Origin of the sequence: Haliea sp. E17 (assembly GCF_048323675.1) — a bacterium.
Classification (GTDB): domain Bacteria; phylum Pseudomonadota; class Gammaproteobacteria; order Pseudomonadales; family Halieaceae; genus Mangrovimicrobium.
This window is the reverse complement of record NZ_JBLWFK010000002.1, coordinates 632,893-653,928: the sequence shown is the minus strand read 5'-3', so window position 1 is coordinate 653,928 and position 21,036 is coordinate 632,893. Positions and strand designations below refer to the sequence as shown.

The following is a 21,036-nucleotide window of genomic DNA, read 5'->3' as shown; positions in this document are numbered from 1 at the left end:
GGAGGTCGAGTGCCCACGAACGAATATTCCCCGAGGTTTGACCTGGGCCCCCTGGAACCGTTGCTGGCGCAGGGAGCCCTGCTGCTGACGCCCAACCAGCGGCTGGCGCGCGCGATCAAGTCAGCCTGGGACAGCCGGCAGCTGGAGCAGGGCGCGACAGCCTGGCAGCCGGCCCGGGTGCAGGCGCTGGAATTCTGGCTCGACAGCCTCTGGCGCGCAGCCCTGGACGCGGGCGGCTGTGCCCGCCGCCACCGCCTGGGCAGGATCGAGGAACTGGAAATCTGGCAGCGGGCCATCGAGGCAGACTGCGCCCGCCACGGCAATTATGCACTGTTGCAGACCGGTGGCGCCGCGGAGATCGCCGCCCGGGCGCGCGCGGTGCTGGCCGATGCCCGTATCGATACGAACGCTGCGGCAGTTAGTGCCGAGTTCAACCTCGACGCGGATTGCGCCACCTTCCTGCGCTGGCTGCAGGCATTCAACGCCGAATTGGAGCGCCAGGCGAGCGCCACGGCCGCGGACTGTTACGCGGCCCTGTTGCAGGCGGAGGTCACTGCGAAACCAGTGCCGCCCGCCGTCGTCCTGGTGGATTTCACCTCGATAAGCCCCCTGCAGCAGGCCTGCATCGACAAGTTCGCCGCGTCGGCTACCGCGGTTTCCTCGCTGCACAACGCGGCGGAGCTCGCAGCCCGCAGCTTTCCGGACAGGTCCTCCGAACTCGCTGCGGTAGCCCGCTGGGCGGCGCAACTGCAGCGGGCGCAGCCGGCCTCGCGGGTGGGTATCATCCTGCAGGACATGCAGGCCGATCGCGCGCTGCTGGAGTACCAGTTGCGCCGCGAGTTCGACTGCTTCGGCGAGAACTACACCGCGCTGCCGGTGAATTTTTCCACCGCGATCAACCTCGACCAGGCCCCGGTGGTGCGCGACGCGCTGCGCATACTTGCGACCGGGGAGCGGGAAATGCCCCTGGCGGATATTCTCGGCCTGTTGCGCTCGCGCTACAGTTTTCCCGAGCTTGCGGAAACCCCGGCGCTGGGCGCGCTGGTGAAACGCCTGTTCGACGATGGCCTCGAGACCGTGGCCAGCGGCCGCCTGCGCTTTCACGCCCGGGCCAGTGGCCGGCCAGGAGATGACGCCGAACCGCTGCTGTGGCAGCGCCTGTCCGCGACTCAGGCCCTGCGCCTGCACAGCGGGCACAAATTGCCCTCCGCCTGGGCCGACTGTTTTCACGATTTCCTGGGCCTCTGGGGCTGGCCCGGCAGCGGCGCGCTGGATTCCCTGGAATACCAGCAGGTGGAACGCTGGTACCGACTGCTGGAAGATTTCGCCGCACTGGACCGGGTAATCGGTGAACTCGATTTCAGCCGCGCCCTGGCGCTGCTGCGCCGCTGCAGCCAGGCAAGCCTGTCGCAGCCGCAGACGCCGGACTCGCCGATCCAGGTGCTCGGTCCCCTGGAAGCCGCGGGCCTGCAGTTCGACGCCCTCTGGATCTGTGGGCTGGAGGCGAGCCAGTGGCCGGAGCGGCCCCGGCCGAACCCCTTTATCCCCCAGCGCCTGCAGCGTGAACGCAACCTGCCCCATGCCACCAGCGAGCAGCAGTGGTGCTACGCCGAAAGCCTGTGGCGCCAATACCGGGCCAGCTGCAGCGCGTTGACCGCGAGTTTCGCCCGCCAGCTGGACAATGCGCCGCAACTGGCCAGTCCGCTGCTCGACGGCCTGCCGCTGGTCGATGAACAAGCCCACGATACGCTTCCCCCGGACTGGCTGGACGCCTTCCAGGGTGCCGCGATCGAGTTCGTGGAGGACGTGGCGGCCGGTGAATACAGCGGCCCCCGGCAACCCCTGCCGGGCGGTTCCGGGGTGTTGCGGGACCAGGCAGCCTGTCCCTTCCGCGCCTTTACCCGCCACCGGCTGCGCCTGGAGCCACTGGGTGAACGCTATAACGGACTTTCCCCGCGCGACCGCGGCAAACTGCTGCACGCCGCCCTGCAGGCGCTCTGGGAACAACTGGGCGACAGCCGGGCCCTGGCAAACGCCGATGCCGGGGCGCTGGCCAAGGTGGTCGGCGCTGCCGTCCAGGCGGCACTGGACAGTATTTCCGAGTCCCAGAGGCTACATGTCGGATTGCACTGCCTGTCGCTGGAAGGACAGCGGCTGGAACAGTTGCTGCTGGCGTGGCTGGAGGTCGAGCGCAGCCGCGGCGAATTCCGGGTGGAAGCCAGTGAAACCCCCTGCGAATTTACCCTCGGCGGCACGACGCTGCGCCTGCGCGTGGATCGGGTCGACCTGCTGGCGGATGGCAGTCGGGTCGTCTTCGACTACAAGTCCGGGCGCTGTAACGTGAGTGACTGGTCGGGCGAGCGCCCGCGGGAACCGCAGTTGCCGCTCTACAGCATCGCCACCGGCGCCGCAGCCATTGCCTTCGCCCAGGTGCGGGCACGGGACTGCAAGATCGCCGGGGTTGGCGCCGTGGAGGGTGTCCCCGGGATCAGCCAGGATGCCGGCAAGCTGGCCGGCAACGACAACCCGGAATTCGGCTGGTCCGATCTCACCGGCCAGTGGCACACCCGGCTGGAGCAATTGCTGGAGGAGTTCCTCGCCGGCGCAGCGCCGGTCGACCCGCAGCCCCGCGCCTGCGACTTCTGCGGATTACAGCCCCTGTGCCGGATTGCGGTGGAACCGGAGGAGTTGGCGTGAGCGTTATCGACAGCCCCGAGCGCCTGCAGGCGCTGGATACCCGGCGCAGTTTCCGGGTCACCGCGCCCGCCGGCTCCGGCAAGACCGAACTGCTGATCCAGCGCTTCCTGGCCCTGCTGCCGACGGTCGCCCGACCGGAGCAGGTTCTGGCCATCACCTTTACCCGCAAGGCCGCGGCCGAGATGCTGGAGCGGGTGGTCGACGCCCTGAAAGCGGCGCAGGCCAATGTGCCCGTCGACAGCCCCCACCAGCAGCAGACCCGCGATCTCGCCCTGGCCGCGCTGCAGCACGGCAGGGCACTGGGGCTGGAACTGACCCGGGATATCGGCCGGTTCAATATCCGCACCATCGACGGTTTTTGCGCCTCGCTGTCCCAGCACATGCCGGTGCTCAGTGGCTTCGGCGGCCGCGCCAGCGTCAAGGATGACGTATCCCCCCTGTACCGCGAGGCAGTAACCGAGCTGTTTTCCCTGGCGGGCAGTGCGCGCGCCGAGAGCGCCGACCTCGACGCCCTGCTGCTGCATTTCGACAACAACTGGGACCGGCTGGCCGGCCTGCTGACCAGCATGCTGGGCAAGCGGGAGCAGTGGCTGGAGTACGTGGAGACCGGTCGCGGCGCCCGCGATGCCGAACAGCGCCTGCGGCAAACCGTGGCGGTGCTGGTGGCGGAGGAACTGGCGGATATCGGCGACGCCCTGGCGCCCTGGCTGGACCGGCTGTTTCCCCTGTTCCAGTTCGCCCAGGGCAACCTGGAACAGCCGGTGCCGGCGGCGTTTCCCGCGGCCGCCGCCGACCAGCTCGAGAGCTGGCGTGCGCTCGGCCGCATGCTGCTGAAGGCCGACGGCGATTTGCGCCAGAAGGTGGACAAGCGCAACGGTTTCCCCGCTGGCGGCGGGCTCAACAAGGCCAACAAGGATGACTTCACTGCCATGCTGGAGGAAATGGGCGAGGCCGCGCCCGGCCTGGCGCAGGTCCTGCAACGCCTGGCCTGGTTGCCGGGCATGGACGAGAACGCGGACTCCTGGCAGCTGGTGCTGCACCTCTCCCACGTACTGCCGTTGCTGTCCGCCTGCCTGCTGCTGGTGTTTGCGCGCCGCGGTGTGGTCGATCATACCCAGGTGGCAGTGTCCGCCCTCGACGCCCTTGGCGAGGACGATGCGCCGACCGAACTGGCACTGCGGCTGGACTACCGGATCGAGCACATCCTGGTGGACGAGTTCCAGGATACCTCGAATCTGCAGTACCGGCTGGTCGAGCGGCTGACCCGCGACTGGGCCCAGCACAATGGCGAGCGGCCGGACAACCCGCGCACATTGTTCATCGTCGGTGACGGTATGCAATCCATCTACGGTTTCCGCAACGCCAATGTCGGCCTGTTCCAGAAGGCCGCTGAACAGGGCTTCAACGGCCTGCTGCCGGAACCGCTGGCGCTGCGCTGCAATTTCCGCTCGGAACAGGGCGTGGTCGACTGGGTAAATGCCACTTTCGCCGAGGTGTTCCCGGCGCAGGGGGAATTGCGCCGCGGCACCGTGGGCTTCAGCCCCGCCACTGCGGTGCGCCCGCCCGGAGCCGGTCCGGCCACCGACATGCACGCGTTCCACGGCGAGGATGCCGCCGGGCAGGAGGCCCAGTGGCTGGCGGAGCAGATCGCGGGTGCGCTGGAGGACGACAGTATCCGCTCGATCGCCGTGCTCGGCCGCACCCGCGCCCAGCTCGGCCCGCTGGTGCAGCAGCTGCGCCAGCGGGGGATTCCCTTCGCGGCGCAGGATATGGACGCGCTGGCGAACTCGCCGGCGGTGGTCGATCTCCTGACCCTGTGTCGCGCCTTCGCCAACCCGGGGGACCGGCTGGCCTGGTTCGCCCTGCTGCGCGCGCCCTGGTGCGCGCTGGAACTGCGCGACCTGCGCTGTCTCGCCGAGGCCGCCGACAATCTTCCCGCCGCCCTGTTGCGCGGCGAGCTCCCCGCCGGGCTTTCCGCGCAGGGGCGGGAGCGCCTGGAGCGGGTTGCCCGCTGCCTGCAGTGGGGCTGGGAAAAACGCGACCGGCTGGCCCTGCGGGTCTGGCTGGAGCAGCTCTGGCAGTATCTCGGCGGCCCCGCCTGCCTGCCGGATGCCCGCCACCTCTACGATGCGGCGCACTTTTTCCAGCTGATGGACGCAGCGGAGCGCGAAGGCGTCGGACTCGATCCGGCGTGGCTGGAGGAGCGCATCGCGCGGCTGTTCGCACCGGGGGCGGCGGCGGAGGCCAAACTCCAGGTGATGACCCTGCACAAGGCCAAGGGCCTGGAGTTCGACTGGGTGATCATGCCGGCCCTGTCGCGCCTGCAGCGCGGCGAAGCGCGGGAGATCCTGCTGTGGGACGAATTCAACGCCCGCGACGGGCACAGCGGCTTCCTGCTGGCCGCCGACGACCACAGCCCGAGCGCTGCGCCCGGGCTGTACAACTACCTCAAGCAGGCCCGCAGGGAAAAGAACCGCCACGAAATCGCCCGCCTGCTCTACGTGGGCACGACCCGGGCCATCCGCCGCCTCACCCTGACCGCGACCCTGCGGGAAGACGCCGCGGAAGCGGGCGGTCCGGTGGAGCTCCGGCCCCCGGCGGAAGGCAGCCTGCTGGCGCCGATCTGGCCGCAGTTCGAGGCCGCCATGCAGGTCCACAGCGGCATCCAGGTCGGCGGGCAGGAAGCCCGCAGCCTGCCGCTGCGGCGCCTGCAGAATCCGCCGCAGGCGCCGCGCGTGACGCCGCTGGCGCTGCCGAACCTGCCGGCCGCGGCGCGCAACCGCAGCGACCGGCATGTCGGTACGGTTACCCACCTGCTGCTCGAACACCTCGCGCAGCGTTCGCCACTGCCCGCAACCCTGCCCGGGGAACTGCTGGCACTCGGCCGCTATCACCTCGCCCAGGCGGGCCTGCACGGCGTCCTGCTCGAACAGGCAGCAGAGCGGGTCAGCGAGAGCCTGCAGCGCACCCTCGGGGACCAGCGCTGGGGCCGCTGGCTGCTGGACGCGGGGCAGCGCGACGCGCAGTGTGAGCTGGCCTTGACCTGGCGCAGTTGCGAGGGGGTGAAAGACATTGTCATCGACCGCACCTTCATCGATCGCGACAGCGGCGAGCGCTGGGTGATCGACTACAAGAGCAGTGTTCCCGGGGAGGGCGCTTCGCTGGAGGATTTCCTGGCCCACGAGAAGTCGCGCTATTTGCCGCAGTTGCAGGGCTACCGGGACTGTCTCGCCCAGCTCGGCAGCGAGCCCCTGCGCTGTGCACTGTACTTCACCCGGCTCGGGCTGCTGCAGCACCTGCCGGAACTGGATACCTGAGGGGGAGGAGACCCTATGCGCCTGGATCACGCCGGGAATATTGTCATCCTGACCGGGGCGGGGGTGTCCGCCGAGTCGGGGCTGTCGACGTTTCGCGATTCCGGCGGCCTGTGGGAAAACCACGATCCGATGACCATCGCCACGCCGGAAGCCTTCGCCCGCGACCCGGGACTGGTGTACCGCTTTTACAACGCCCGCCGCCTGCAGCTGAACGAGGTGGACGCCAATCCCGCACACCGCGCCATCGCCCGCCTGCAGAGGGAACACCGCGGCGATGTCTTCCTGGTGACCCAGAACGTGGACGACCTGCACGAGCGCGGCGGCAGCAGCCAGGTCTGCCACATGCACGGCGAGTTGCGCAGTGCCTGGTGCCTGGCCTGCGGGTCGCGCTATGCCACCCGGGAGGCCTTTGACGCCGCGACCGCCTGCGAGCGCTGCGCCGGCAGAGGCGGCTTGCGCCCGGACATCGTCTGGTTTGGGGAAATGCCCTACGAAATGGACCTGATCGAGCGCAAGCTCGCTGCCTGTGACCTGTTCATTGCGATCGGAACGTCCGGCACGGTCTACCCGGCGGCGGGGTTTGTCCGGGGGGCGCGCGCCTTCGGCGCTTACACCATCGAGGTCAACCGCGACAGCAGCGAGACCTCATCGGTATTTCACCAGCACCGGGTAGGGCTGGCGGGTGAACTGGTGGGGGAACTGGTGGAGGAGATACTGGTTCAACCGCCCTCGACATAGAGAGTCAGTTGCTGCCCGGGCTGCAGGTAGGCCCCGGGGTCCAGCGAGTTCCAGTCGATGATGTCGTCGATACTCACCTGGAAGCGGCTGGCGATGCGGTAGAGGGAATCCCCGCGTTTTACCCGGTATCCCCTGCGGGTGCGGCCCTGGTCGGCCTGCATGGCCAGGCTGCCGGCCCAGTTGTTGCCGTAGGGAATCAGCAGGGTGTCACCGGCGCGGATGAAGCTGCCCTTGAGCTGGTTGGCGGCGCGCAGGGTGCCGACCTGGATATCGAAGCGGCGGGCTATCTCGATGAGGCTGTCGCCGCGGCGAATCTGGTAGTGGCGCCAGCGCACCCTGCTACCGGTATCCAGTTCGGCGACCCGGGATTCAAAGCCGGGCGCGGCGTCCACCGGCAGCAGCAGTTCCTGTGCGCCGCTCGGTGAGGTGGCCCAGCGCAGTTGCCCGGGGTTCAGGGCGCGCAGGGTGCCGAGGTCGACGTCGGCCAGCGCGGCCGCCTGGGCCATTTCAATCTGGCCGCCGGTCGCCACCACGCGGAACGCCGGGGCATTGTCCAGTGCCGGCAGTTCCACCGCGTAGTGGTCCGGGTCGGCGACGATCTGGCTGATGGCGATAAGGCGGGGTACGAACTTGCGGGTTTCCCGCGGCAGCGAGAGCGACCAGTAGTCGGTGGGCTTGCCCTTGCGACGGTTGCTTTCCATGGCCGCCTGGACACGGCCCTGGCCGGCATTGTAGGCGGCGAGCGCCAGCAGCCAGTCGCCGTCCAGGTTGGTATGCAGGTATTCGAGGTAATCCAGCGCCGCCTGCGTGGAAGCGCGGATATCGCGGCGGCCGTCAAACCACCAGTCCTGTTCCAGGCCGAGATGTTCCCCGGTGGCGGGCATGATCTGCCAGAGCCCGGCGGCGCGGTAGGCAGAGGTTGCGAAGGGGTCGAGGGTGCTCTCGACGATCGGCAGCAATGCCAGTTCCATCGGCATGCCGCGGGCTTCGACCTGGGCGACGATGTAGTGCAGGTAGAGCGCCGCGCGCTCGCTGATCATCGGCAGGTACTGGTCCTGGGACAGGTAGCGACTGCGCGCCTGTTCGACTCCCGGTCCCTCGATGTCCTGCCAGGTCAGGCCGTCGCGCACGTGGTCCCACAGGTCATCCCCGGGCGTGTCCACTTCGGGGCTGGTGCTGTCACCGTTCTTCGAGCCGGCGCTGCGCGGCGCCGTCTTCTGTACCCGCGCCGGTGCCCGGGTTTGCGCCGCCTGGGCCACCGGGGGCGACTTGGACTGCGGCACAGACTGGCAACCTACGGCCAGAATCGCAATAGAAATTACTGCAAATATCTTGTTTAAGTATCTGATATTAATAGGTCTAGTTCTCTTCTTGCTTTGTTCAAGTAATTTCTAGACTGAAGTACTTTAGTCCCCCGGGTAATACCCGGCCAGCAATGCCTGGGAAAAAGTCTAGAAACTGTCCTTCCACGCCCGCACGCTGGCGAACACCTCCTCGGCGCGAGTGCCCTGCAGGCGAGCCGCTGTGCGCAGGCTGTCGATGACCGATGCGGCCTCACAGCGCAGGAACGGATTGGTAGCCAGCTCCTCGGCAATCGTCGACGGTACCGTGGGCTCCGCGTTTTCGCGTAACTGCCGGGCCCTGCGCTCGCGATCGGCCAGGGCTGAATTGCCCGGTTCCACGGCGCGCGCAAAGCGCAGGTTGGCCAGAGTGTACTCGTGGGCACAATAGACCCGGGTTTGCGGGGGAAGTTTCGCCAGGGACAGCAAAGATGCGTACATGGTGGCCGGGGTTCCCTCGAACAGGCGCCCGCAGCCGCCGGCGAACAGGGTGTCGCCGCAGAACAGGACCGGGGCGTTACCCGGGTGAAAATAGGCAATGTGGTCCAGGGTGTGTCCGGGAACCTCGAGAATCCGGAATTCGGCGCCGAACAGGGTGATCGCGTCACCGGCATGCAGCGCCTGCCCGATGCCGGCGATGGCGGGGTTGTCCGGCCCGTAGACAAGCGGCGCGTACCTCTCGATCAAACGCGCTAGTCCGCCGACATGGTCGAAATGGTGGTGGGTGATAAACACTGTGTCCAGCTGCAGGCCCTCACGCTGCAGCACGGCCTCGACCGGCGCGGCATCCCCGGGGTCCACGACGCAGGCGCCTGTGTGCCCCTCGCGGGTAATCAGCCAGATGTAGTTGTCGTCAAACGCGGGAATTGGTCGAATCTGGAGCATGGTCAGGCGTTTCAATCATGTCGGAATGCAGTAACATGGCGGCTGGAATTCGCGGCGTAATTTTCGCGCCCGCAACGACAGCCACCACGGATATGACAGAACAGTTTAGCGAGATTTCGGCAGCGCTGGAAACCTGGTACCGCGGCGAACGCGGCGCCTACCTGCTGTCCCGGTTGCAGGCGAGCCTCGATGCGCGGCTCGATACCGCCTTCGGTTACCATATCCTGCAGACCGGGCCCGTGCAGTGCGGCCCGCTGTTCGGCGAGTGCCGCATTCACCACCGTATCCGCGCCAGCGAGCAGGGCGGCACAGACATCGGGCTGGTCTGCGCCGGCGACGAACTGCCGCTGGAAAGCGACAGCGTGGATGTGATCATCGCCCACCACGCGCTGGAATTTTCCCCCAATCCCCACCAGGTACTGCGCGAGCTGCACCGGGTGCTGACCCCGCAGGGACAGCTTTTCCTCACCGGCTGGAACCCCTACAGTGGGTCGGGCCTGCTACAGCGCCTGCGTGCACTTGCGCCGCGTTCGCCCTGGCGCGAGCAGAGCCCGGTCAGCGTGCGCCGCCTCACTGACTGGCTGAACCTGCTGGGCTGTGAGGTCGAAAGCACCAGTTACCACTATCACCTGGCGCCGGCCGGCCAGGGGCGCCTGCGCGCGGCGCTGGAGGGGCTGAACGACTGGTGTGCCCAGGTGGGCCTGCCCATGGGTGGCATCTACCTCGTTCACGCCATCAAGCAGGTGGGCGCCAGCCAGCGCCCGCGGCTCGCCCGCCGGCGCGAGCGCTTTATCGGTCTTGGCGTAACCAGCCCGGTGTCTTCACCGGGCGCCACCACAGGTCTTACCCAGGCGGGCAAAACGGCCTCGCGCAAGAAAAGCGGGCCGGTACTGCATTGAAACGGGTCGAAATCTTTACCGACGGGGCCTGTCGCGGCAATCCCGGCCCCGGTGGCTGGGGTGTACTGCTGCGCTTTGGCGAGCATGAAAAATCCCTCTACGGCGGCGAACAGCACACCACCAATAACCGCATGGAGCTGCGCGCGGCCATCGAGGGCCTGCGGGCCCTGAAGGAGGCCTGCGAGGTGGTCCTGACCACCGACTCGGTCTACGTGCGCAACGGCATCACCAGCTGGCTGCCGGACTGGAAGCGCCGCGGCTGGAAGACCGCCGCGAAAAAACCGGTCAAGAACGCCGACCTCTGGCAACTGCTGGACGAACAGAACCAGCGGCACCGGGTGGACTGGCACTGGGTGAAGGGGCACAGCGGGCACCGTGAAAACGAACTGGCCGACCAACTGGCCAACCGCGGCATAGACGAACTGTAGGACACCGGATAAGGAACGCGTCGTTGCGACAAATCGTACTGGATACAGAAACCACTGGCCTGGAGGTCTCCCAGGGACACCGGATCATCGAAATCGGCTGTGTCGAGATCGATAACCGGCGCCTGACCGGCAACCACTTCCATCGCTATATCCGGCCCGATCGGGAAATCGACCAGGGCGCCATCGAGGTTCACGGCATCACCAACGAGTTCCTCGCCGACAAGCCGCGCTTTGACCAGGTGGCGTTGGACTTTCTCGAGTTCGTCCGCGGCGCCCAACTGATCATTCACAACGCGCCCTTCGATATGGGCTTTCTCAACAGCGAATTGCAGCGCTGGGACGGCAGTCAGCCGGCACTGGAGGGCCTCTGCGAGGTCATCGACACCCTGGTGATGGCGCGCAGCCGGCACCCGGGCCAGCGCAACAACCTCGACGCCCTTTGCGGGCGCTACGGGGTGGACAATTCCCAGCGCGACCTGCACGGCGCATTGCTCGATGCCGAGATCCTTGCCGATGTCTACCTGGCAATGACCGGCGGCCAGACCACCCTGCAGCTCTCCGAGGGGGCCGATAACGGTGCCGAGGGCGGAGCCGCGGGCGGGGAGGGCATCCGGCGCCTGGACGCCGGGCGCGCGCCCCTGCCGGTATTGCGCGCCAGCGCCGAGGAACTCGCCGCCCACCAGGCCCAGCTGGATGCGATTCGCGCCGGCAGTGGCAGGGTACTGTGGCAGGAACTGGCGGCGGAGCCGGCCAGTTCCTGAAGTTCAGGGGATCAACTCAGAGGAAAAGCTTGACGCAGAGCAAGCCCACGCCGCCGAGGACGATGGTGTAGGGGAAGGCCATGATCACCATGCGCCCATAGGACAGCCGGATCAGCGGGGCCAGTGCGGAGGTCAGCAGGAACAGGAATGCCGCCTGGCCATTGGGGGTAGCAACACTCGGCAGGTTGGTGCCGGTGTTGATCGCCACCGCCAGGTGGTCGAACTCCAACCGGGTGATGGTGCCGGCGTCCAGCGCGGCCTTGACCTCGCTGATGTAGACCGTGGCCACGAACACGTTGTCGCTGATCATCGACAACAGGCCGTTGGCGATAAAGAACATGGTCGGCCGGATTTCCGCGTTCATCGCCAGCACTGCCTCGATCACCGGGTGGAACAGGTGCTGGTCGTGGATCACCGCGACGATGGCGAAGAACACCACCAGCAGCGCGGTAAACGGCAGGGCCTCTTCGAAGGCATGGCCGATCTGGTGCTCCTCGGTGACCCCGTTGAATGCGGTGAGCAGCACCATGACCATCAAGCCCACGAGGCCGACAGCCGCCCAGTGCATGGCCAGGGCAACCACCAGCAGTACCGCCACTACCGCCTGCACCGCCAGGCGGGCATTGGTGCGCGGGTTGCGCTGGGACGACTGACGGGCCTCGAAATCAGCGAGCACCGTGCGCACGCTGGAGGGCAGTTTTGCGCCGTAGCCGAACTTGCCGGTCAATTCCAGCAGCATGCAGGTACTCAGGCCGCAGAACAGTACCGGCATGGTGACCGGCGCCATGTACTTGGCGAAGGTAACGAAATCCCAGCCCGCGACCGTGGCGATCAGCAGGTTCTGCGGCTCTCCGACCAGGGTACAGACGCCGCCGAGGGCCGTGCCAACCGCACCGTGCATCAGCAGGCTGCGCAGGAAGGCACGGAACTGTTCGAGGTCTGCCCGGTGGGTGTCCTGGACGCTTTCGTCCTGGGAGTGATCGTGCTCGTCCGGCAGCCCCTTGCCCGAGGCCACCTTGTGATAGACCGAGAAGAAGCCCACACCGACACTGATCAGCACCGCGGTAACCGTCAGCGCGTCGAGGAAGGCGGACAGGAATGCGGCGACCAGCGAGAACAGCAGGGACAGCAGGATCTTCGATTCCACCTTGAGGAGAATCTTGGTGAAGACAAACAGCAGCAGCTCCTTCATGAAGTAAATGCCGGCCACCATGAACATCAGCAGCAGGATCACCTCAAAATTGAGTACCGCCTCGTGGTAGACGGACTCGGGGGAGGTCATCCCCAGGAGCACGGCCTCCAGCGCCAGCAGGCCACCCGGTTGCAGGGGGTAGCAGCGCAGCGCCAGGGCGAGGGTGAAGATAAACTCGGCGATCAACACCCAGCCGGTGATAAACGGCCCGGCTGTCCACAGGAGCAGCGGGTTGAGTACCAGGAAGGCGACGATAGTCTGCTTGTACCAGACGGGCGACGGGCCCAGGAAGTTGCGCCACAGGGCGCTGATTATGCTTTCTTTCATGACTGCCGAAATTCAAAAAACCCCGCCCCGGATAATACGCGAAAAAGCCCGCGTGTTAACAATTCCGCGCGAATTATTTGCCGCGGCACGCGCTTGCCCATGGCCCTGTGGCCACTTACCATAGCCGGTCGCCCCCCTGGAGGGGGGTGGTGTCAGCGTAAACATGGAGTGGAGCTTGGACTACATCTATCAATACGGGCTGTTTCTGGCCCAGGCTGTTACCCTGGTCGCAGCAGTACTTATCCTCGTCGGCGGTATTGTCGCGATCGGCCAGCGCAGCAAGGCGGAGCAGCACGAAGGGCATATTGAAGTCCACAAGCTGAACGAAAAGTACCGCCTGATTGGCGACGCCATCCGCGAAGTGGTGCTCGAGGAGCAGGAGCTGAAAACCCTGCACAAGGCGGAGAAAAAAGCCGAGAAGAAAAAAGCCAAGGAGAAGGGCGGCAAGAAGGGTGATGGCGACGCCACGCCGGCCCGCCAACGCCTCTTTGTATTGAATTTCGATGGCGACATGAAGGCCAGCGCCGCTGAGCACCTGCGCGAAGAGATCAGCGCCGTTATTGCCCAGTACCGTGAAGGCGATGAGGTCGTGGTCCGGCTGGAAAGCCCCGGCGGCATGGTCCATGGCTACGGCTTCGCCGCCAGCCAGTTGCAGCGCCTGCGCGACTCGGGCATCCCCCTGGTCGCCGCGGTGGACAAGGTCGCCGCCAGCGGCGGTTACATGATGGCCTGTGTGGCCAACCGGATTATCGCCGCGCCCTTCGCCATCATCGGCTCGATCGGCGTGCTGGCCCAGGTGCCCAACTTCAACCGCCTGATGAAGAAACACGATATCGATTTCGAGTTGTTCACCGCGGGGGAATACAAGCGCACGGTGACCATGTTCGGCGAGAACACCGAACAGGGCAGGGAGAAGTTCAGGCAGGAACTGGAGGAAACCCACGACCTGTTCAAGACTTTCGTGTCTGGCAACCGCCCCCAACTGGACATCGCCGCCGTGGCCACCGGTGAAACCTGGTACGGCTCGAAGGCGGTGGAAAACGGCCTGGTCGATGCAATCCAGACCTCCGACGACTTTATCCAGTCCCAGCTGAAAGACCGGGATGTCTTTGAGCTGCGCTTCGTGCAGAAAAAGAACTGGCAGGAAAAGCTCGGTATGGCCACCGAGAACGCCCTGGAGCGCAGCTTCCTGAAAATATGGCAGCAGGGCAGGGAGCGACCGCCGCTGTAAGTTCCCGCCATGGCGTCGTCCCGGACCGGAAGTGTGATTCAGCTCCCGGTATCTGGCGGTCCGGTTTGCCAAGCTCCCCATTCTTGGCTACAAAGTAACTCCTGTGTCGAAACGGCAAGCACCGCCAGAGAGTGCAGTGGAATGCGTTTGCTTCCACAACACCGTTCGCCGCGCATTCCGCATCACTTTTACCTTTGACTCAGGAGTCTGACTAAATGGACTTTATTATCCCGCAGGGCGGAAGCAGCGTCTGTGAAATCAACGTGGAGCCGTTGCCCCCCGGTAACAGCAAAGCGCAACCGTGGAAAATGACCAACGTCACCGCCAAGCCTCCCGTGGAGGTCGATACGCTGGACATGATTTTCTCCAAGAATTCGAGCAAGGCTGAACGCCAGATCGAGAAGATGGTACTGGTTTTCAGCATTCCTCCCTCATCCAACGCCGGTGGCTACAACTGGCGCTTCTTCGGCGATGGCCTGATGTATTGCGACGGCAAGGAAGATTACCTGGATCGCATCTCGCCGGCGATTTCCAATAACGGCAAGACACTCACCCTGACAGTGAGCTGCCTGGGCGATCAGGCGGAGGATTTCGCTTTTTCCTTCCTCGCCATTCGCCAGGACAAGGTCAGTGGTGAATGCCAGATTTTCTCGTCAGAGGATCCCGGTGGCAGTACCAACCGGGGTGGCAATTAAGCCGTAAGGCAGCTGGAATGATCACAGGTCAGTGCAGCGAGATGGATCGCCTGCGTTTGTCATCATTTGCGCAAACGCAGGTTCGGCACACAGCTTGTCGAACCAGGGAAAGCTGAACCAGACAAAACCCATGTTCGCCTGCAATGCCTGGTCGATCTTGGCAATTGCCGCGAGGGATTGGCCGGCCAGTGAGTAGACCAGTGCAGCTGAAAAATAGGTCTCCGAACTCTTTTCATTGATGTCATCGATCAGTTGGATGGCTGCCTGGAATTCGCCCAGATGTGCAAGAGCCTGGGCGACATCGGATACCCGGACCGAATCCGGCTCTGTCCTGTAATCTGTTACCAGGGAGTAGTAGAGGGCCTTTGCTTCTTCCTGCTCGCCCAACAGCATTAACGCATCGGCCAGGTTTAAAGTAAGTGTTAGCGTCCTGCCGTCATCGCCAATGTCGACCGCTCGCGTGAAATTCTCGTAAGCTTCGCGGTAGTCACCGCGCAGCAGGTGGGCCAGGCCGAGATTTGAATAACCAGCAGGCCGTGGCCGTCTGTCGATGGAGGTTTCGAATTCTGCTATGGCCGCGTCGAGTTCTCCCCGATCCAGCAGGATCAGTCCCTTCAGGTTAGTAAACTTCCCGTCATCGATGTATTCATCGAGCGCACTGTTGATCAGTGCAAGCGCGGTTTCGTCGTCTCCGGTGTAGTAGAACGCAAGAGCTGCGGTATGGTACATCACTTTGGTAGGGCGTAACTTCAGTACTGAGCTGTAGTACTCGGCCGCAGTTGCAAATTGTCCCCGCCGCATGAACAGGTCGCCTTCAAGTGCAAGCACATAAGCTTCATCGGCGCCCAACCTTCTCAGTTGCACGATTTCGTGTTCTGCTGCTGTGAAGTCACCGCTTTCCAGCGCCACATGGAACCAGGAACGATGCAGCAGGATGGTGTCGCCTGACCAGCGTTCCGCGTCTCTCAGGACATCCTGTGCATGAGCCAGGTAAGTGGATTCTCCGGTATCGTGAAAGAGTTCCAGTGCGGCATAGACATAAAGGTTTGTGGCGGGCATAAATCGTACCCCCCCACTGAAAAGTGTATCGAGTGACGTGATTACGTTTTCCAGCGACATTTCGCCATAGTGCGAACCCTCGTACAGTTGCAGGAATTGCCGATAGTCCTCTTCGCTGATCGACTGGCTGTCACTACCATCGGTTGCAGTTAATCCGGTCAGGTAATTCCACTGTCGCGCCGCAATCTGGTAGGCCTCCAGTGTCAGTTCCGGCAGCAGGGCCGTAGTGCGCTGGTTCGCCAGTTGGAATTCCGGTCCTATCAGGCGCTCCGTGCTGAGTTCGCAGTGCTTGAAGACACACTTCAACTGGGGCACCAGTATTTCGTCCGCATTCAGGGCGGCCGCGGTTTCAGCGGGCGAGCCGGTTTGCCGTCCCGCCTCGGAGGGACTCACCAGCGAGTACCCCGGCGTCTGCATCACTGCCTGGTAGAGTCCCTGCTGCACACTGGAAGCGAGCAGGGCGTATTGCCGGGAATCGCTCTCCGCGTCGATATCGAGGCGGGCGGGCAGCACCGCGACGTAGGTGCTCTTGCCGGCTCCGGCCTGCTCATGTACCCCAAGGTAGGCCGCCAGGGCGATTAACAGGATAGTCGCCAGCGCCACTGCAAACCAGCGCCTGCCGCGGGAGCGGGGTGGCCGGATCATGCTGGGGGGCAAGGGGGTTTCGGTTTGGGTGGTTTCCAGCCAGATGTAGCGCAGTTCCGCTGCCACTTCTTCCGCGCCGGGGCGTTGACCCTTGCGCCGCGAGAGCATCCGCTGCACGAGATTGCCGAGCAGCGGGCTGGTGTCGGCGCTATCCGCTACCAACTCCTGGGCGAGGTGCCCGAGGGCCAGGATGTCCTCGCTGAGGTCGGAATCGGTGCTGGCGATGCCGAAATCGTTGATCTTGGCATCGTTCCCCGCGCCGATAAGGATATTTTCCGGTTTCAGGTCGTTGTGGCTGATACCCTGGGCGTGCGCTGCGGCCAGTCCAGCGGAAATTTCCGCCAGCCACCGGGTGCGTTCGGCATAACCCGGATTGCGTTCGCGCAGGGTGATGTGCAGGTTCCGGCCTTCTACGTATTCGGTAACGATTGCCACGGAATCATCGAATTCGACAATGTCGTGAATCTGCACGATGTTGGGGTGGTTGAGCCGGGCGAGCACCAGGGCTTCCCGCTTGAGGTTTTCCTGCCAGTGGGCCTGGTTGAGTTCCGGCCGCAGGCACTTGATGGCTACCTGGCGTTCAAGCCTGGTGTCTTCAGCGAGGTAGACCTGTCCCATCCCCCCCCTACCGAGCGGGCGTACAATCCTGTACTTCCCGATTTGCGGCGGGATAGCCTGGTCGTTCATCTGCAACTCTCACGCGGTATACGCGGCATAGTAACCGAAATTTCCGGCTGCTTCATCGAACGGCCGTGCAGGCAATTGAAATAACAGGAGATTCTTCAGTGACCGGGGGGGGGAACCTCAACCGGGCAGGCTGTAGGCCAGTTTCGAACCCTTGAAAATCTTGAAGCGGGAGCCGCCGAAGCGCACGCGCCCCTTGCCGCGCTCGACCAGTAATTCGGAGTCGAGTTCGCTGGCGAGGTTTTCCGCGATCTGCTTGCGGGCGCGGAAGATCATGATGTTGATATGGGACATGTCGAGCCCAAGGTCCCGCCGCAGTTGCTCGTTATCCACCCAGCCCAGGCTGTCGCTGTCGAAACCCGCTTCAGCCTGGGTAGCCTTGAGTCGCGCCAGGTGCACCAGCAGGTAGTGGTGGGAGCGCTCGCCAAGGTCGATCTGCTGGTTGCCCATGAGCAGGCGCAGCGCAGTGTTTTCCTCGTCCTGGCTGAGGTTGAACACAAACTCGATATCGTCGAGGTGATTCAGCGGGGCGATGTTCAACTCGGTCATCTGCCCGGTATCGGTGAGGAAGACCTGCCAGCATTCGCCCGCGTAACTGATCTCGTCCCCGTGTCCCAGGGTTCGTTCTTCCTGTTGGGCACCGTCCTGCTGCACCGGGTGCACCATCCACGCATGGCGCTGGAATGAGTAGAAAACCACGGCTTCCGGGGAATCGGCGTCGGGCAGGAAGGTATAGGACTTCAGCGGGCGGGAGGGTGCCCCGTTGAGCCCGACGAGTTGCGATTCCGGCGGGGCGTCGTCCACCAGTTGCAGTCCCGGCAATTCCGGAGCGCCGAGGTGCAGGATATCGCCGCGGGCCAGGGGCGTGCTTTCGTTGGCCACCAGGCGCCGGCGTCCCAGCCAGGTGCCGTTCTTGCTCAGGTCCCTGGCGTTCCAGCGCTCGCCATCCCATTCCAGCGCGATGTGGATGCGCGAGGTGATCGGGTTGTTGATGACGGTATCCGAGCGCTGCGGGCAGCGGCCAAATGTATGGTGCGACCGCAGGGGGTGGAGCTGACGGGTTTGTAGATCGTGAATTTGCGCCATGGATGCACTGCTGCCGGACGGGTAGAGGCACCGCTGCAAAGCCGGTGGCACCCAGTCGTGGTAAGGTTAAATGCTCAAATATTCAAGGACTTGGAAAAAATAGATCAAATGAATCTATCCCGCAAGCCATTTGTGTAATTCGTGGTAATCGAAGTTTCAGGCCAGATGGGGCACATTACACCTGTGCATGGGATTGCACTTCACGCGGAATTTGGCGGCCCGGATTGGCCGCCTTTTTTTTGCCTGCAATCTGGTGGTCCCGCGAGCGTATTGAGGTTTACCCGATATGGTGGGAAGTGGCAGTCCGGGAGAGCTGTCCTCGCGCCTGCCTGGCGAGGAGCGCCACTGCTGGATACACGCTGCGGAGTGAAGTCAGGGGTTGGCGCCTGGCGAGCAGGGCGGGTGCGCCTGATCCCGCCGGACGACGGGATCAGGCAGCGCTGACCCAGTTCGAGGATACGGGGGTTGGCAGGGAGGACAGTGCCGGGTCGAAGTGGCCGAATACGCGGCCCTCGTGCCGGTAGCCCAGGGAATCCCGCAGCGCGGCGAGGAATCCGGCGGTGCATCCGGGGGCCGCGATATACAGGTCGCCGAAGTAGCCGCAGGGCAGCACGGATTGGCGCAGCCAGTGGCACAGGTCCCCGGGTTCGAATCGCGGCCTGCCCTCGGGATGGCCGATGGACTGGGGTGTGCCGTGACCGGTCAGGTAGAGATCCTCGCCCTGGGCCAGGTAACCGCAGTAGTCGCTGTCCGGGACGTAAGCAAAGGCCAGGCCGTAAACCGCACGCGGATAACGGCGAAACATATGCTCAACATGTTTGTCGGATGGAATATCCAGGCTGATGATCATTGCTTTCCCCACCTCCAGTATCCGTACTCGGGGCTATTATCTCCGGCACATCAGTCGTCCTCAGTGCGAAGTGTCCTTCTCCAACACCTGGCGCTCAATTACCGGAGATTACATTGCGTAACTGTAGACCCGGAATCGCAGTTTTTCCAGAGTAGCGTACCCTCTAGAGCGAACTGACGAGATGCCCTCCGTCTACTGGCAGCGCGACCCCGTTGATGAAGGAGCCGGCGTCGCTGGCGAGCAATAGCAGGGGCGCGTCCAGTTCGTGTAATTCGCCGACCCGACCGCCCGGTGTGCGCTTGAGGAAGGCCTGGCCGGCCTCGGAGTGCAGGTATTCCGTATTCATCTCGGTGGCGAAATAACCCGGGCACAGGGCGTTGACCCGCACCCCTTTGGGCGCGAGTTCCATCGCCAGGGTGCGGGTCATCTGCACCACGGCGGCTTTGGATATTGCGTAAACGGACTCCCCGAATCCGACCCGCAGGCCGAGGATGGAAGCGATGTTGACGATGCTGCAACTGCGCTTCCCGGCCACTGCCCGTTTGGCCACCGCCTGGGCGACGCGCCAGGCACCCTTGAGGTTGGTATCCATGATGAAATCCCAACTGGCCTCTTCGACCTTCAGGCTGTAGGCGGGCGCGGCTACGCCGGCGTTATTGACCAGGACATCGATGCCACCGAGAGCCTTTTCAATGGTATCCAGCCCGGCGTCCACGCTGGCCGGGTCAGTCACATCCATAGCCACAGCCAGCGCTTCACCGCCGGCGGCTTCGATCGACTCGATCAGGGCGTCCAGCCGGTCCTTGCGCCGCGCAGCGGCCGCTACCCGGCCGCCCGCCGCGGCGGCGACCCGGGCGAAATGCGCGCCCAGACCGCTCGATGCGCCAGTGACCAGAACGGTCTTGCCGGTGAGCCGCATGTCGGGCAGGGCAGTGGTGTCGGGGCTCATCGGCCTATTCTCCTGCGTAGCGCTGGATGATCATCTTGCCCAGCGCCATCTGGTGTACCTGGTCCGGGCCGTCCGCCTGGCGGCACCAGCGGGCGTAGTTGAAGCCTTCGGCCATGCAGTAGTCCTCGGTGAAGCCGCCGGCGCCGTGGATCTGCATGCAGCGGTCGATCACCTGCTGCATCATCAGCGGCACGCTGGTCTTGCTCGCGGCGATCAGGTCCATCGCGGCCTTGGCGCCGACCTCGTCCATGCGCGCGCAGGTTTTCAGTACCAGCAGTCGCGCCATTTCGATTTCGGAATAACAGCGGGAAATATCTTCCTTTACCGACTGGTGCTGCGCAAGTGTCCTGCCGAAGGTGGTGCGGCTGACCGAGCGGGCGCAGGCCAGTTCCAGCGAGCGCTGGGCGATACCGATCAGGCGCATGCAGTGATGGATACGTCCCGGGCCGAGGCGCCCCTGGGCGATTTCAAAGCCCCGGCCAGCTCCCAGGAGAATGTTTTCCAGCGGCACACGGACATTGTCGAAGCGCAGTTCGGCGTGGCCGATCGGCGCGTCGTCGTAGCCGAAAGTCGTCAGGGGCCGGACGATCTCGAGCCCTGGCGTACCCCGCGGCACCAGCACCTGGCTCTGCTGCAGGTGACGGCTGGCGTTGTCCGGGTCCGACTTGCCCATCACGATGAAGATCTGGGTACGTTCGTTCATGGCGCCGGTGATAAACCACTTGCGGCCGTTGAGCACCCACTCGTCACCTTCCTGGGCGATGCTCAGTTCGACGTTGGTGGCATCGGAGGAGGCGACCTGCGGCTCGGTCATGGCGTAGGAGGAGCGGATTTCGCCATTCAGCAGTGGCGTCAGCCAGCGCGCCTGCTGCTCGGGTGTGGCGTACTTCATGAACACTTCCATGTTGCCGGTGTCGGGCGCGTTGCAGTTGAAGATTTCCGGCGACCACAGTACCCGCCCCATGATTTCCGCCAGCGGCGCATAATCGAAATTGCTGAGTCCCTCGTGATCAACGAACTGCGCCAGCGAGGGCGGTACGAACAGGTTCCACAGGCCGGCGCTGCGGGCCTTGTCCTTCAACTCGTCCATCAGGGGAATCGGGGCCCAGCGGTTGTCTGCGTGGTGCAGGTAGTCTGCGTAGGCTTTTTCATTCGGGTAGACATTTTCTTCCATGAATGCCTGCAGTTGTTCTTGCAGTTCTAACGAACGGTCGCTGAATTGGTACATGGGATGTCTCCATTGGTTGCGATCA

At 64.3% G+C, this 21,036-nt stretch carries 16 protein-coding genes; 8 read left to right on the top strand and 8 right to left on the bottom strand.

All coding sequences use genetic code 11. The features are described 5' to 3' along the window. Nucleotides 1-9 precede the first annotated feature (9 nt). Genes ACNKU3_RS06055 through ACNKU3_RS06045 form a run of 3 tightly spaced genes read left to right on the top strand, consistent with a single transcriptional unit; the run spans nucleotide 10 to nucleotide 6,752 of the window. On the top strand, nucleotides 10-2,697 hold the full coding sequence (locus ACNKU3_RS06055; RefSeq protein WP_418258520.1) for a PD-(D/E)XK nuclease family protein: 2,688 nt from the start codon (nucleotides 10-12) through the stop codon (nucleotides 2,695-2,697). Further along, on the top strand, nucleotides 2,694-6,014 hold the full coding sequence (locus ACNKU3_RS06050) for a UvrD-helicase domain-containing protein (RefSeq protein ID WP_418258519.1): 3,321 nt from the start codon (nucleotides 2,694-2,696) through the stop codon (nucleotides 6,012-6,014). The genes ACNKU3_RS06055 and ACNKU3_RS06050 overlap by 4 nt, the downstream gene beginning before the upstream one ends. A 15-nt stretch (nucleotides 6,015-6,029) precedes the next feature. Beyond that, nucleotides 6,030-6,752 (top strand): NAD-dependent deacylase, encoded by a 723-nt coding sequence (locus ACNKU3_RS06045; RefSeq protein WP_418258518.1) that lies wholly within the window; start codon nucleotides 6,030-6,032, stop codon nucleotides 6,750-6,752. On the opposite strand, the gene ACNKU3_RS06040 is transcribed toward ACNKU3_RS06045, so the two are convergent. Further along, complete coding sequence (locus tag ACNKU3_RS06040; RefSeq protein WP_418258517.1) at nucleotides 6,734-8,035, bottom strand: LysM peptidoglycan-binding domain-containing protein; 1,302 nt, start codon at nucleotides 8,033-8,035, stop codon at nucleotides 6,734-6,736. The two genes, ACNKU3_RS06045 and ACNKU3_RS06040, sit on opposite strands and share 19 nt — an antisense overlap. A 168-nt stretch (nucleotides 8,036-8,203) precedes the next feature. Continuing rightward, complete coding sequence (gene gloB, locus ACNKU3_RS06035; RefSeq protein ID WP_418258516.1) at nucleotides 8,204-8,977, bottom strand: hydroxyacylglutathione hydrolase; 774 nt, start codon at nucleotides 8,975-8,977, stop codon at nucleotides 8,204-8,206. Between the two features lie 92 nt (nucleotides 8,978-9,069). Between gloB and ACNKU3_RS06030 the strand changes: the two genes are divergently transcribed. The 3 genes from ACNKU3_RS06030 to dnaQ are packed head-to-tail and all read left to right on the top strand — an operon-like array spanning nucleotide 9,070 to nucleotide 11,065. Further along, nucleotides 9,070-9,876 carry a class I SAM-dependent methyltransferase gene (locus ACNKU3_RS06030; protein ID WP_418258515.1) on the top strand — a complete coding sequence of 269 codons (807 nt, stop codon included), beginning with the start codon at nucleotides 9,070-9,072 and terminating at the stop codon, nucleotides 9,874-9,876. Next, nucleotides 9,873-10,304, top strand: a complete 432-nt coding sequence (rnhA, locus tag ACNKU3_RS06025) for a ribonuclease HI (RefSeq protein WP_418258514.1) — start codon at nucleotides 9,873-9,875, stop codon at nucleotides 10,302-10,304. The genes ACNKU3_RS06030 and rnhA overlap by 4 nt, the downstream gene beginning before the upstream one ends. A gap of 23 nt (nucleotides 10,305-10,327) precedes the next feature. Next, complete coding sequence (gene dnaQ, locus ACNKU3_RS06020; RefSeq protein WP_418258513.1) at nucleotides 10,328-11,065, top strand: DNA polymerase III subunit epsilon; 738 nt, start codon at nucleotides 10,328-10,330, stop codon at nucleotides 11,063-11,065. Nucleotides 11,066-11,081: 16 nt separating this feature from the next. On the opposite strand, the gene nhaB is transcribed toward dnaQ, so the two are convergent. Then, nucleotides 11,082-12,584, bottom strand: coding sequence for a sodium/proton antiporter NhaB (nhaB, locus tag ACNKU3_RS06015; protein WP_418258512.1), 1,503 nt, complete (start codon nucleotides 12,582-12,584; stop codon nucleotides 11,082-11,084). A 175-nt stretch (nucleotides 12,585-12,759) separates the two neighbouring features. Here nhaB and sohB point away from each other — a divergent pair, with 175 nt between their 5' ends. Both sohB and ACNKU3_RS06005 read left to right on the top strand, forming a co-directional pair. Continuing rightward, nucleotides 12,760-13,815 carry a protease SohB gene (sohB, locus tag ACNKU3_RS06010; RefSeq protein WP_418258511.1) on the top strand — a complete coding sequence of 352 codons (1,056 nt, stop codon included), beginning with the start codon at nucleotides 12,760-12,762 and terminating at the stop codon, nucleotides 13,813-13,815. 215 nt (nucleotides 13,816-14,030) lie between these two features. Continuing rightward, nucleotides 14,031-14,510 carry a hypothetical protein gene (locus ACNKU3_RS06005; RefSeq protein WP_418258510.1) on the top strand — a complete coding sequence of 160 codons (480 nt, stop codon included), beginning with the start codon at nucleotides 14,031-14,033 and terminating at the stop codon, nucleotides 14,508-14,510. 21 nt (nucleotides 14,511-14,531) lie between these two features. On the opposite strand, the gene ACNKU3_RS06000 is transcribed toward ACNKU3_RS06005, so the two are convergent. From ACNKU3_RS06000 to ACNKU3_RS05980, 5 genes are all read right to left on the bottom strand, one after another. Further along, nucleotides 14,532-16,901: a protein kinase domain-containing protein gene (locus tag ACNKU3_RS06000; RefSeq protein WP_418258509.1), complete on the bottom strand. Its 2,370-nt coding sequence runs from the start codon at nucleotides 16,899-16,901 to the stop codon at nucleotides 14,532-14,534. A 117-nt stretch (nucleotides 16,902-17,018) separates the two neighbouring features. After that, the gene (locus ACNKU3_RS05995) at nucleotides 17,019-17,984 is read right to left on the bottom strand and encodes an FHA domain-containing protein (RefSeq protein ID WP_418258508.1); all 966 of its coding nucleotides are present in this window, start codon (nucleotides 17,982-17,984) and stop codon (nucleotides 17,019-17,021) included. 430 nt (nucleotides 17,985-18,414) lie between these two features. After that, nucleotides 18,415-18,834 (bottom strand): hypothetical protein, encoded by a 420-nt coding sequence (locus ACNKU3_RS05990; protein WP_418258507.1) that lies wholly within the window; start codon nucleotides 18,832-18,834, stop codon nucleotides 18,415-18,417. 163 nt (nucleotides 18,835-18,997) lie between these two features. Further along, nucleotides 18,998-19,783, bottom strand: coding sequence for an SDR family NAD(P)-dependent oxidoreductase (locus ACNKU3_RS05985; RefSeq protein WP_418258506.1), 786 nt, complete (start codon nucleotides 19,781-19,783; stop codon nucleotides 18,998-19,000). A gap of 4 nt (nucleotides 19,784-19,787) precedes the next feature. Beyond that, nucleotides 19,788-21,011 carry an acyl-CoA dehydrogenase family protein gene (locus tag ACNKU3_RS05980; protein WP_418258505.1) on the bottom strand — a complete coding sequence of 408 codons (1,224 nt, stop codon included), beginning with the start codon at nucleotides 21,009-21,011 and terminating at the stop codon, nucleotides 19,788-19,790. Nucleotides 21,012-21,036: the final 25 nt, after the last annotated feature.